Below are 12,252 nucleotides of genomic sequence, written 5' to 3' on the forward strand. Positions count from 1 at the left end.
GATCCTTGATATTATTCAGATACTCTGGCTGACCCGCTCAATCAGCCCGTGGGCATAGCCCATGGCGGCCATCAGCTGTGCCACAATATTGCGCTTGCGGCCGGTATTGGTATTGGTGATCACCCAGTAGGGGCTGCCCTCGATGGCACGGGGCTTGGTGGTGTTGCCCGCCGCCAGCAGGGCGGCTTCGGAGTCGGCAAAATAGATGCGCTTGCGGCCCTTGATATCGGATGCCTGAGCGAAGGCCACCGGGTTTTCCCGGTACAGCACCGACAGTATGGTCATAAAGCGTTCAATGGCCGAGTCCTGAGCCGCAAGGGCGCCGGAGTCGAGCATGCGCCGCACCCCTTCGCCCTGCACACCGGCGGCAGCAGGAGCAGCCGGAGGCGCAGCGGCACCGGCCTGGTTTTCAAGTTTCAGCAGGCGGCGCAGTATGTCCGAGGCGCTCTCACCAATATGCCGGGTGTTACTGGCGATATAACGGTAAAGCTCTTCATCCACCTCTATGGTTTTCATCATTTTTTCTGGCATATCCACTCCCAGTGAAGAGTGGGCGATTATACATGGAGCCGGGGCCCGGCCCAAGCGGGTTGCGCCCGGGAGTGACCCGGGCAACAATATGGCCACTTTGTCTTTCAACCGAAGGCGTGCTTTCATGCAACTGAACTATCGTCGCCAGGGCCAGGGCATGCCGGTCATGCTGGTACACGGCCTGTTTGGCAGCCTGGACAACCTCAACGGCCTGAACCGGGCCCTGAGCGAATATTTTGACGTGATCACCGTGGATCTGCGCAATCATGGCCAGTCTCCGCGCAGCGATATCATGAGCTACGCCGCCATGGCGGAAGACCTGCTGGAGCTCAGCGAACGGCTACAGCTGGATCAGCCCGCCATGGTGGGACATTCCATGGGCGGCAAGGCGGTGATGATGGCTGCAGGACTGGCCCCCGACAGCGTGCGGGGCCTGGTGGTGGCCGACATGGCGCCGGTGGCCTACCAAGAGGCGCGTCATCAGGAAGTGTTTGCCGGCCTGCAGGCGGTGATCGATGCCGGCAGCCAAAACCGCAGGGAAGCCGAAGCCGTGCTTGCCGAACACGTCGCCATCGCCGGCGTTCGCCAGTTCCTGCTCAAGTCCTTCGTGGCCGGTGAGGCCAACTGGCGCTTTAACGTGGCCGCGCTGAAAAACGCCTACCACAACATCATGGGCTGGCCCGGGCTGCCCGCGCCCTTTGAAGGACCTGTGCTGTTTATCAAGGGCAGTGAGTCCGACTACCTGCTGCCCGAGCACCAGCCCGAGGTGCAGGCCCAGTTCCCCCATGCCCGGGCCCGGGTAATACAAAATGCCGGCCACTGGCTGCATGCGGAAAAACCGCAGGCATTCAACCGCCTGGTGCAGGATTTCCTGCTCTCTGTCAGTTAACAGCCTTTGGGGCTTTGTGCTATAGTGGCGCCCATTCTCAACGGTCGGTCAACATCATGTCATTGGATCAAATCGAGCTGCTGGAAAGCCTGGGCCTGAAGCTGTTTTTCTTGCTTATTTTTTTGCTGATCGGGCTGGCAATCCATGATGTGCTCAAGCGCGGTAACGTGCCCAAATTTGGTCGCTTTGTGGTCTGGCTGGTGCTGTTTCTCGGCTGTGCCGGCTTTGTGGCCAAGGGGATTATCGAAGCTGCCTGGGAAAGCGGTGGTCTGGGTTGATCCATGGCCAAGCAAGAAGCAGACAGAACCACACTGGATCTGTTCGCCGACGAACGTCGGCCCGGCAGACCCAAAACAAACCCCCTGCCCCGGCAGGCTCAGCTCAAGCTCAACAAGCGCAACCAGCTCAAGCGGGATCGTGAACGCGGTCTTCGGCGTATTGAGCTCAAGGTGGACGAGCAGCTGTTCAGCAAACTCAATGTTCTGGCCAATGAACGCCGGCTCAGCCGAGCCGAACTCATCCAGGCCCTGCTGCTGCAGCAACTGGCACAGCAGGATCAGGACTAGGGCCAGGTTTCAACAACACTATTTCTCAACAGGTACGGCATAATTATGGCAAGTGTAGGTCTGTTTTTTGGAAGTGATACCGGCAATACCGAAGCCGTGGCAAAGATGATCCAGAAAGAGCTGGGCAAACATCTGGTCGAGGTTCACGATATTGCCAAGAGCACCAAGGAAGACATCGCCGGTTTCGATCTGCTGTTGCTGGGCATTCCCACCTGGTATTACGGCGAGTCCCAGGCCGACTGGGACGACTTCTTCCCCGAACTGGAGCAAATCGACTTCAACGACAAGCTGGTTGCCATTTTCGGTTGTGGCGATCAGGAAGACTACGCCGAGTATTTCCTCGATGCCATGGGCACCCTGAAAGACATTATTGAACCCAGAGGTGCTATCATCATCGGCCACTGGCCCACCGAAGGATACGACTTTGAAGCATCCCGCGCGCTGGTGGACGACGCCCATTTTGTGGGCCTGGGCATCGATGAGGATCGCCAGCCCGAGCTGACCCAGGACAGGGTCAAGTCCTGGTGCAAACAGGTCTATGAAGAAATGTGCCTGAAAGAGCTGGAAGCATAACGCGACAATCCGGGTCTTTAAGGGATGCGCCGGGCGCATCCCTTTTTTGTGCAACAAGAGTATGATTCCGGTTAACACCAGATTAAGAGAACCAAGTAATGAAGCTGTTAAGTATCATGCTGCTCACCCTGCTCCTGCCATTATCCCTGGCCCAGGCAGCAGTGCGCCCCCTGCCTCTGCCCGCAGACAAAGGCCAGCCGGTAGGGCAAATTCTGATCCATACCGCTCAGGAAGGCGATACCCTCGCCGCCCTGGCGCGCTATTACGGAGTCAGTCCCATTCTGATCATGGCTGCCAACCCGGATCGGGATCTGCTGCTGCTGCGCCCCGGTGACCGGGTGGTGATCCCCAATCAGATGCTGCTGCCCCGGGCAGAAACCCAGGGCATTGTCATCAACCTGGCCGAACTGCGTCTGTATTACTATCCGGAAAATGAAGATCAGGTGTATGTGTTTCCCATCGGTATCGGACGGGTAGGCCGGGCCACGCCTGAAATGGTCACCTCCATTTCCCAGATGCGGGAAAATCCGACCTGGACGCCGACGGCCAATACCCGGCGTGAATACGCTGCCAAGGGCATTGCCCTGCCCGCCGTGGTGCCGGCCGGCCCGGATAACCCTCTGGGGGACTACGCCATGCGCCTGGCCTATGGCAGTGGTGAATACCTGATCCACGGCACCAATGATCCACTGGATGTAGGCCTGCGCTCCAGTGCCGGTTGCATTCGCATGTATCCGGAGCATGTAGAGTGGTTGTTCAGTCAGGTGAACAAGGGCACCCGCGTGCAGATCGTCAACCAGTCGCTGAAGGTCAGCACCGATGAGTATGGCCAGACCTTTGTGGAATCCCACGAGCCCCTCACTCCGGAAGGTGAGGTGGATACCCGTCCCATCGATATGAGCGAGCTGGCACCGCTGCTGCAGAACGGCCTCGACAGAAGCACGCTGGAACGCATTATCAGCCAGCAGCAGGCCACACCACAGCTGGTGGGGCAGAGCCTTTACTGAAAACGGAAAAAGCGCTTGCGAGCGCTTTTTCATACTATAAAAAAAGGCCTGACATTCGTCAGGCCTTTTTGATATCTGGATGGAACTGTTACTTGGTGTAACGGCCCATTTGATCCAGACGAGAGTTGGCGCGATCGGCAGAAGCGCGGGCTTCGGCAACGTCGGCAGCCAGACGATCAATCTTGGCAGCGTTGGACTGCTGGCCCTGCTGAACAGCCTGAACGTCCTGAGACAGCATGTCCAGTTTCTCTTCCAGAGCGGTAGTAGAGCTACAACCGGCCAGCATCAGAGCACCAACAACACCACCAACCATCATCATTTTATTACGCATTACCTGCTCCTTGTTTTAAATGGGAGTCAAAAAGACCACATTGGCGAGCTAAGTATGAACGAAGTTCAGCACTTATCGCAAATTATTTTATAGACCATGACATTAGGAATTTTTGCTTAACATCATGATTCAGCGATTGTTTGCCGATTTTTTACGCAAATAGTGCATTTGCTCCATTTTGCCATCGAATCGCCGTTTTCATTCCTAAATATTAATAGGAAATCCGGGGAGATACTCATCGCACGGTGCGTTGCACGTCGGATTTCGTCGAGTCTGGCACCGGTCTGAGCCGGGGTTCACCATACTCAAATAACACCTTCTGCTTGCCCTGATGGTCTGCGGGCCCCGGTTTTGCGGCTGTATCGGAATTCGGGTTGCCTTTGGCGGCAGGAAGACGCAGAATTAACACTAATACCCAAATGAAATGCGAATCGTTGATTTTATGGCCGACAACAATCAAGCACTGAAAAAAGCAGGACTCAAGGTAACGCTCCCCCGGGTCAAGATCCTTGAGCTGCTGCAACAACCCGAAACCCAGCATGTCAGTGCCGAAGAGCTGTACAAGCTGCTGATCGATCAGGGCGAGGAAATCGGCCTGGCCACCGTCTATCGCGTGCTGAACCAGTTCGACGATGCCGGCATCGTCACTCGCCATCACTTTGAAGGCGGCAAGTCGGTGTTTGAACTGGCCACCCAGGAGCACCACGACCACCTGGTGTGCCTCGACTGCGGCAAGGTCATCGAGTTTCACGACGAGGTCATTGAGCAGCGGCAACGCGACATTGCCACTCAGTTCAATATCAAGCTGACCAATCACAGCCTGTATCTCTACGGTCACTGCAACAACGATCAGTGCGACCATAACGACGAATAAGCCGTTACGGACACAAAAAAGCCGCAGTGTTTCAGCTGCGGCTTTTTTGTTTTTATGGCCCGGGCTTGCCCGGGCCAGCAGCGTCAGACGCCTTCCTTGCCCCAGGAGTCACGCAACGCCACCGTGAGGTTGAACACCAGCGCGTCAGACTCACTGTCACGGCAGAAGTAGCCTTCCCGCTCAAACTGGTAGGCCCGCTCCGCCGGTGCCGCCGCCAGTGAGGCTTCTACCACGGCGTTGCTCAGCACCTGCAGGGAATCCGGGTTCAGGGCCGCCTCAAAGGACTCGGCCGCCCCCGGATTGGGCACGCTGAACAGGCGGTCGTAGAGACGCACCTCGGCAGGCACGCCGTGACTGGCGGATACCCAGTGGATCACGCCCTTGACCTTGCGGCCGTCGGCGGGATCCTTGCCCAGGGTCTCGGGATCATAGCTGCAGTAGATGGTGGTAATGTTGCCGGCATCATCCTTTTCCACCCGCTCGGCCTTGATCACATAGGCATTGCGCAACCGCACTTCCTTGCCCAGCACCAGACGCTTGTATTTCTTGTTGGCCTCTTCCCGGAAATCCGCTTCGTCGATGAAAATTTCCCGGGTAAAGGATAGCTGCCGCTCGCCCATCTCGGGCTTGCTGGGGTGATTGGGGGCCTTGAGGGTTTCCTCGTGACCTTCCGGCAGGTTTTCAATCACCAGCCGCACCGGGCGCAGCACCGCCATGGCGCGGGGAGCGTTGTCATTGAGATCGTCGCGAATACAGGCTTCCAGCATGCCCATTTCCACTGTGTTGTCCTGCTTGGTCACGCCGATGCGGCGGCAGAACTCGCGAATGGCCGCCGGCGTATAGCCACGGCGGCGCAGGCCGGAGATGGTCGGCATGCGCGGATCGTTCCAGCCTTCCACGTGGCCGTCGGTCACCAGCTGGTTGAGCTTGCGCTTGGACATGACGGTGTATTCCAGGTTGAGCCGGGAAAACTCGTACTGGCGCGGGTGACACTCAATGCTGATGTTGTCCAGCACCCAGTCGTAGAGGCGGCGGTTGTCCTGAAACTCCAGGGTACACAGGGAGTGGGTAATGCCTTCCAGCGCATCGGAAATGCAGTGGGTGAAGTCGTACATGGGGTAGATGCACCACTTGTCACCGGTCTGGTGATGGTGGGCAAAACGCACCCGGTAGATGACGGGATCACGCATCACCATAAAGGACGACGCCATGTCGATCTTGGCGCGCAGACAGGCGGTGCCTTCGGCAAACTCGCCGTTGCGCATGCGGGTGAACAACTCGAGATTTTCTTCCACCGGACGATCCCGGTAAGGGCTGTTGCGGCCGGGGCTGGTCAGGGTGCCGCGGTATTCGCGAATTTGCTCCGGGGTGAGCTCGTCCACATAGGCCAGGCCCTTTTCAATCAGCTCAACGGCGTAGCCATAGAGCTTTTCAAAATAGTCGGATGAATAATGAATGTCGCCGCTCCACTCAAAGCCCAGCCATTGTACGTCGCGCTTGATGGATTCAACGTATTCCACACTTTCCTTTTCGGGGTTGGTGTCGTCAAAACGCAGGTTGCATTTGCCCTGATAGTCTTCGGCAATGCCAAAGTTCAGGCAGATGGATTTGGCGTGGCCAATGTGCAGGTAGCCGTTCGGCTCCGGAGGAAAGCGGGTCTGCACCGACTGATGCTTGCCGCTGGCCAGATCTTCATCAATGATCTGACGAATGAAATTGCTGGGACTGTGGTCCGCCTGACTCATTCAATGCACCTCGAAACTGGAAAATGGTGTGATGGGATCAAACGACCATGATCCATGATTCCGGCGCGGGGCTCAATAGGCCCGCCATGATAAAGCCACCAAAAGCGGAAAAGCCGCCCAAAGGCGGCTTAATATTACTCTTCCACGGGCAGAGTCTGCTGCACATAGCGGCCCGGGGCCGGCATCAGGCCCGGACATTCCTCGTTGCCAATGGCGCGGGCGGCAACGGACTTGCCCAGGTGCGGTGTCACCCACTGCTGCCAGTGCGGCCACCAGGAGCCGGCTTCGCGCCTGGCCGAGGCCAGCCACTGCTCGGGCGACTCAAAGCCTTGTTCACTCAGCCAGTAACCGTACTTGTTTTTGCCCGGAGGGTTGACCACACCGGCCACATGACCTGACTCCCCCAGCACCAGGGTGGTATCACCGCCCAGCAGTTTTGAGCCGTTGAAGGTGGCGTCCCAGAGGGCGATATGATCGTCCTTGGTCGACAGAAAATAGCTCGGCGTCTGCACCTTGGACAGATCCACACCAAAGTTGCCCACCTTGACTTCGCCCTTGCTCAGCTTGTTGTCGAGATACAGATCCCGCAGCAGGAAGCTGGCACAGGTGGCGCTCAGGTTGGTGCTGTCGCTGTTCCAGTAGAGAATGTCGAAATCTGCCGGCTCTTCGCCCTTGAGGTAGTTGTTGATGTAATAGTTCCAGTACAGGCTGTTTTCCCGCAGCAGACTGAAGGTCACCGCCATCTGGCGGCCATCAAAATACCCCTGTTCGTCGTTCATTCGCTCCATGGCGCTGACCACGGGGTCATTGATAAAGACACCCACTTCTCCGGGCTGAGTAAAATCCAGCAGGGTAGTCAGGAAGGTGGCGCTTTTCACCCTTGGCTTCATACGGCGGGCCGCATACAGCGCCATGGTGCTGGCCAGCAGGGTACCGCCGATGCAGTAACCGATGGCGTTGACTTCCTTCTCGCTGGTGATGCGCTCTATCACCCGAATGGCTTCCATGGTGCCGGCGTTGATCAGATCCTGAAAACCGATGCTGGCCTGCTCCTTGCCCGGATTGCGCCAGGACATCAGGAACACGGTGTGGCCCTGATCCCTGAGCCAGCGCACCAGAGAGTTCTGCTCACGCAGATCCAGAATATAGAACTTGTTGATAAAGGGCGGAATCACCAGCAGCGGCGTCTGATGCACCTTGTCGGTGCTGGCGCCGTACTGGATCAGCTCGAAAATATCGTTGCGGAACACCACCTCACCCGGGGTGGTGGCCAGATCCTTGCCCAGCTCAAAGGCAGACTGGCGGGTCATGCGAATTTTCAGCAGGTTGGCGCTGTTGGCCAGATCTTCCTGAAACAGATTGATGCCCTTGACCAGGTTCGCCCCCTTTTCTTCCAGAGTACGGTGCAACAGCTCAGGGTTACTCCAGATAAAGTTGCTGGGCGACAGCGCATTGATGGTCTGACGGAAAAAGAAAATAAGCCGCTGACGCGCCGGCTCCGGCAGCCCTTCCACCACTTCCAGGGTCTGCATCAGGGAATTGGCAAAGTGCAGGTAAGACTGGCGCAGAAAGTCGAAATTAGGATCGTCCTTCCAGGCCTTGTACTGAAAACGCCGGTCGCCGGGCGGATCGGCGATCACGCTCTCGGCACTGGTGTCGAGCGCCCTGACCATGCTGTTCTGACAGATGGCCAGCTGCCCCTGCCACCATTGCATCTGCATTTCCAGCAAACGCACCGGATTGGCGGCCACGGCATCGTAAAAGGTTTTGAGATCTTCGGCATTCACCCGGGACAATGCCTCGGTGACCGGGTTGTCGCCCAGACGGCTTCGCTGAATGTCGGCCCAGACGTTTTCATTCCAATGAAAAAACTGACGAATGGGATCGCCGCCCTGAAAAGTATTCTGCTCCATTATGTCCCTCCCTGCATGAAAAGGTGACCCCCGGGCACAGGTACAGGTTGCCCGGCAAACAGAAAGGGGCCGACGGGCCCCTTTCCTTCATAGCTAACGACCGGAAAGGCAGCGCCGGCTTACTGTTTGGCCGCCTCGGCAGCCAGACCGTCGAGACCGGCCTTGAATTCCTGGGCCAGCTCCGCCAGCTTTTTGCCATCTTCAATCATCTGCTGGCTGATGCGGGTCATGGTTTCCAGCTGCTTGGCGCCGCTGGTGACCAGCCCTTGTACATCACGTACCTGGCTGTTGGCCTGCAGCTGAGCCAGACCGATGTCGGCATACTGACGGGCGGCCTCAAGCTGCAGGTTGGTCAGGGCGGTAAAGTTTTTTGCGACCAGCTGATTGTACTGATACAGGGGGCCAAAGGCTTTTTCGGTCTGATCGTTAAAGGTTTTGAAAATATCCGTGTACATGAGAAGATCCTTAAACTGAGATTCAGTAACAAGGCGGCGCCGGTGCGCCGCCATTCAGATTACACCCGCTTGAGAATAACAGCGGTGCCCATGCCGCCACCCACACACAGGGAGGCCAGACCCAGGCTGGTATTGCTGCGCTGCAGCTCATACAGCAGGGTAACCATAATACGGTTACCGGAGGCTCCCAGGGGGTGACCCAGGGCAATGGCGCCGCCGTTTTTGTTGGTCTTTTCCAGCACCGCCTGTTCGGCCACATCGTGCTCACGGGACAGCTGGCGCACTACGCCCAGAGCCTGACCGGCAAAGGCCTCGTTCAGCTCAAAACGCTCGATATCAGCCAGGTTCAGACCGGCCTTGTTCAGCGCCTGGCCAATGGCCGGCACCGGGCCCAGGCCCATGATTTCAGGGTCGATACCGCCCTGACCATAGCTCACCACCTCGGCCAGCGGAGTCAGGCCCAGGCGCTCAACGGCAGACTTGCTGGCCACGATGATGGCGCTGCCACCGTCGTTGATGCCAGAGGCGTTGCCCGCGGTCACAGAGCCGCCGTCACGCTTGAATGCCGGGCGCAGCTTGGCCAGACCGTCGGTGGTGGTGCCGGCCTTGGGGTACTCATCGGTATCGATGGTCAGCACTTCCTTGCGGGTTTTCACTTCCACCGGCACGATTTCGTCCTTGAAGAAGCCCGCTTCAATGGCGGCTACCGCCTTGGACTGACTGGCCACGGCCAGCGCATCCTGCTCTTCACGGCTGATGTTTTCCTGAGCCACCACGTTTTCGGCGGTCACGCCCATGTGGTACTGGTTGAACACGTCGGTCAGACCGTCGCTGATCAGCAGATCGGACAGGGTCATGTCGCCCATTTTCTGGCCATTGCGCAGATCGCCTTTCACCACATGAGGAATTTGCGACATGTTTTCGCAACCCGCGGCCACTACAACTTCGGCGTCACCGGCCTTGATATGGGCGCAGGCGTCCATCAGGGTTTTCATGCCGCTGCCACAAACCATGTTAAGGGTATAGGCGGGAATGCCGGCGGGAATACCGGCAGCCAGGGCGGCCTGGCGACCAATGCCCATGCCCTGGCCGGCGCTGACCACGTTACCCACGATCACTTCATTAATATCGTTGCCGGACAGCTTGGCCTGTTCCAGTGCGCCTTTAATGGCGGCGGCGGCCAGTTCGGCAGGAGAAACCGTTTTCAGCGAGCCCAGAAAGGCGCCGATGGGGGTGCGTTTAGCCGCAACAATGTATACAGGTTCAGACATAATTGTTTTTCACTCCGTAAAATAAAAGCCGCAAGACTTATTGCATGTAAAGGCCGCCGTTAACGGACAGGGTTTCACCGGTCACGTAACCACCGTGTTCGCCCGCCAGATAAAGTACCGCACCGGCGACTTCTTCGGTGCTCGCCAGACGCTTGAGCGGAATAGTTGACTTGATGGAATCAAGTACATCTTCACGAATGGCAGTCACCATGGGCGTGGCGGTATAGCCAGGGGCCACGGCATTGACAGTCACGCCGAAACGGGCGCCTTCAGCAGCCAGCGCCTTGGTAAAGCCAATCATGCCGGCCTTGGCGGCAGAATAGTTGGCCTGGCCAAACTGGCCCTTAAGACCATTTACGGAGGAGATATTGATAATACGGCCGCTGCCCAGCTCGCACATCTTGTTGAAAATAGGTTGTGTTACACTGAACAGACTGTTCAGGTTAGTGTCCATTACTTCTTTCCACTGATCCCAGGACATCTTTTTAAAGGTCGCGTCACGGGTAATGCCGGCGTTGTTAACCAGCACATCAATGCGGCCCAGCTCCCGCAGGGTATTGCCCAGAACCTCACCAATCGCTTCATGATCAGACACATCCAGAGCAAGCAGCTGTACATCCTTGCCGGCCAGGCCTTCTTCCTGCAGCCAGTTGGCAGCCTGCTGCTCTTTGCCGGGACGATGGGTAGCCAGTACCTTGTAGCCGTTGTTTACAAACAAACGGCAAACTTCTGTACCAATTCCACCTGCTGCACCGGTTACCAAAGCGATTTTTTTGTCGGTCATGAACACTTTACTCCATGTATATACAATATAAAGAAAGCCAAACTTATTTTTGTGCACACTGCCAACAGCCATTGTTGACAATGACAACAACACATTCGATTTCTATAGTACCGCACCTGAACGTACTCCCTGCTCAGGCCCGAATACTATAACGCCAAATTTATGACAATTGCATTAAAATAAATGCTTTGTCACAAAATAAATTTCAGTGACGATTGAAACTATTAAGATAAGAAGGGGGAGCAAGACGAGTAAAGATAAAATGACACCTAGAAGAAAAAATCAAAAAAAACATATCAAACAGAATTTTACGACACCTCTTCACCGCGAAGCAGGAAGCTCTTTCAATACTGGCGGATGATACTGGTTTTATTTTTCAGCACCTGACATGAAATGATTTTTAACTTATAAAAACAAAATCGAAAAATTAACAATAATTTCACAAAGTCAATATTCTTGCTCTACTGTCGGGATCAGGTTTATTTATGACCCGACAGTCAAAAAACACCTCCACCCTCTGTCTTTGCTGCCCCCTTTCCGGCAAGCAATCCGGCTTTAACCAGGGAGCGGATTCAGGCCCGTTTTTCCCGGCCAAAGGGGTAAGGGCTCATATGATTTCGAACCCCGTCCGGGCTCTACCACACCAAGCGGATGTGTCAGCGCTCGCCCGCTTCAGTCCTCTGCTCTGCTTCTAACTTTCACCCTGCATCTGCGCACCTGTTCATCTTTCCCCCATTCTGGTGAGGTTTTCGCCCCAACCGAACACTATTGCATCAAACAGTCTGATTTTACAGGGAAAGACATTTTCAGTGTTGACAGCTCCCGGGGCAGCCTTTAACATGCGCCACGCATTCAAGCGATGCCTCTTCCCCCTTAGTTCAGTCGGTAGAACGGCGGACTGTTAATCCGTATGTCGCTGGTTCAAGTCCAGCAGGGGGAGCCAAGTTTAAAAAAGTTGTTCCCCCTTAGTTCAGTCGGTAGAACGGCGGACTGTTAATCCGTATGTCGCTGGTTCAAGTCCAGCAGGGGGAGCCAAGTTTAAAAAGTTGTTCCCCCTTAGTTCAGTCGGTAGAACGGCGGACTGTTAATCCGTATGTCGCTGGTTCAAGTCCAGCAGGGGGAGCCAGTTTAAAAAGTTGTTCCCCCTTAGTTCAGTCGGTAGAACGGCGGACTGTTAATCCGTATGTCGCTGGTTCAAGTCCAGCAGGGGGAGCCACCTTTCTGAAAGCCGGCTTCATGCCGGCTTTTTTATTGCTTGACACCAGCCAGGTGTCGTGATCCAGCTCAAACGTTGCCGCAATACCCTTGTCATT

13 protein-coding genes and 4 tRNA genes are annotated in these 12,252 nt (G+C 56.2%); 10 read left to right on the plus strand and 7 right to left on the minus strand.

Going from position 1 to position 12,252, the window contains the following annotated elements:
- Positions 1-15: 15 nt before the first annotated feature.
- Positions 16-531, minus strand: a complete 516-nt coding sequence (seqA, locus tag DA373_RS07580; protein ID WP_408635764.1) for a replication initiation negative regulator SeqA — start codon at positions 529-531, stop codon at positions 16-18.
- Positions 532-655: 124 nt separating this feature from the next.
- Between seqA and DA373_RS07585 the strand changes: the two genes are divergently transcribed.
- The 5 genes from DA373_RS07585 to DA373_RS07605 all read left to right on the plus strand — a co-directional run bounded on the left by DA373_RS07585 (position 656) and on the right by DA373_RS07605 (position 3,566).
- A complete protein-coding gene (locus DA373_RS07585; RefSeq protein WP_107851711.1) occupies positions 656-1,420 on the plus strand; it encodes an alpha/beta fold hydrolase in 765 nt (254 codons plus the stop codon).
- Positions 1,421-1,476: 56 nt separating this feature from the next.
- Positions 1,477-1,698: a DUF2788 domain-containing protein gene (locus DA373_RS07590; protein ID WP_107851712.1), complete on the plus strand. Its 222-nt coding sequence runs from the start codon at positions 1,477-1,479 to the stop codon at positions 1,696-1,698.
- Between the two features lie 3 nt (positions 1,699-1,701).
- Positions 1,702-1,986: a LexA regulated protein gene (ybfE, locus tag DA373_RS07595; protein WP_107851713.1), complete on the plus strand. Its 285-nt coding sequence runs from the start codon at positions 1,702-1,704 to the stop codon at positions 1,984-1,986.
- A gap of 45 nt (positions 1,987-2,031) precedes the next feature.
- The gene (fldA, locus tag DA373_RS07600; RefSeq protein WP_107851714.1) at positions 2,032-2,559 is read left to right on the plus strand and encodes a flavodoxin FldA; all 528 of its coding nucleotides are present in this window, start codon (positions 2,032-2,034) and stop codon (positions 2,557-2,559) included.
- A 98-nt stretch (positions 2,560-2,657) separates the two neighbouring features.
- On the plus strand, positions 2,658-3,566 hold the full coding sequence (locus DA373_RS07605; RefSeq protein ID WP_107851715.1) for a L,D-transpeptidase family protein: 909 nt from the start codon (positions 2,658-2,660) through the stop codon (positions 3,564-3,566).
- Positions 3,567-3,654: 88 nt separating this feature from the next.
- On the opposite strand, the gene DA373_RS07610 is transcribed toward DA373_RS07605, so the two are convergent.
- On the minus strand, positions 3,655-3,897 hold the full coding sequence (locus DA373_RS07610; protein WP_019935707.1) for an LPP leucine zipper domain-containing protein: 243 nt from the start codon (positions 3,895-3,897) through the stop codon (positions 3,655-3,657).
- Between the two features lie 442 nt (positions 3,898-4,339).
- On the opposite strand from DA373_RS07610, the gene fur reads away from it, so the two are divergent.
- A complete protein-coding gene (gene fur, locus DA373_RS07615) occupies positions 4,340-4,771 on the plus strand; it encodes a ferric iron uptake transcriptional regulator (RefSeq protein ID WP_107851777.1) in 432 nt (143 codons plus the stop codon).
- An 83-nt stretch (positions 4,772-4,854) separates the two neighbouring features.
- Here the strand turns inward: fur and glnS are convergent, their stop codons facing one another.
- From glnS to phbB, 5 genes are all read right to left on the minus strand, one after another.
- A complete protein-coding gene (glnS, locus tag DA373_RS07620) occupies positions 4,855-6,516 on the minus strand; it encodes a glutamine--tRNA ligase (RefSeq protein WP_107851716.1) in 1,662 nt (553 codons plus the stop codon).
- A gap of 134 nt (positions 6,517-6,650) precedes the next feature.
- Entirely contained in the window at positions 6,651-8,429 is a 1,779-nt protein-coding gene (phaC, locus tag DA373_RS07625; RefSeq protein WP_107851717.1) for a class I poly(R)-hydroxyalkanoic acid synthase, read from the minus strand.
- Between the two features lie 119 nt (positions 8,430-8,548).
- Positions 8,549-8,884 carry a phasin family protein gene (locus tag DA373_RS07630; protein ID WP_107851718.1) on the minus strand — a complete coding sequence of 112 codons (336 nt, stop codon included), beginning with the start codon at positions 8,882-8,884 and terminating at the stop codon, positions 8,549-8,551.
- A 59-nt stretch (positions 8,885-8,943) separates the two neighbouring features.
- Positions 8,944-10,155, minus strand: a complete 1,212-nt coding sequence (locus DA373_RS07635) for an acetyl-CoA C-acetyltransferase (RefSeq protein ID WP_107851719.1) — start codon at positions 10,153-10,155, stop codon at positions 8,944-8,946.
- 37 nt (positions 10,156-10,192) lie between these two features.
- Positions 10,193-10,939: an acetoacetyl-CoA reductase gene (phbB, locus tag DA373_RS07640; protein ID WP_107851720.1), complete on the minus strand. Its 747-nt coding sequence runs from the start codon at positions 10,937-10,939 to the stop codon at positions 10,193-10,195.
- Between the two features lie 867 nt (positions 10,940-11,806).
- Between phbB and DA373_RS07645 the strand changes: the two genes are divergently transcribed.
- From DA373_RS07645 to DA373_RS07660, 4 genes are all read left to right on the plus strand, one after another.
- Positions 11,807-11,882, plus strand: a tRNA-Asn gene (locus tag DA373_RS07645).
- Positions 11,883-11,898: 16 nt separating this feature from the next.
- Positions 11,899-11,974: transfer RNA gene (locus DA373_RS07650), tRNA-Asn, on the plus strand.
- 15 nt (positions 11,975-11,989) lie between these two features.
- Positions 11,990-12,065: transfer RNA gene (locus DA373_RS07655), tRNA-Asn, on the plus strand.
- Positions 12,066-12,079: 14 nt separating this feature from the next.
- Positions 12,080-12,155: transfer RNA gene (locus tag DA373_RS07660), tRNA-Asn, on the plus strand.
- The last annotated feature ends 97 nt before the right edge of the window (positions 12,156-12,252 follow it).

The sequence above is a fragment of the Oceanimonas marisflavi genome (genome assembly GCF_003049725.1).
GTDB classification, from domain to species: domain Bacteria; phylum Pseudomonadota; class Gammaproteobacteria; order Enterobacterales; family Aeromonadaceae; genus Oceanimonas; species Oceanimonas marisflavi.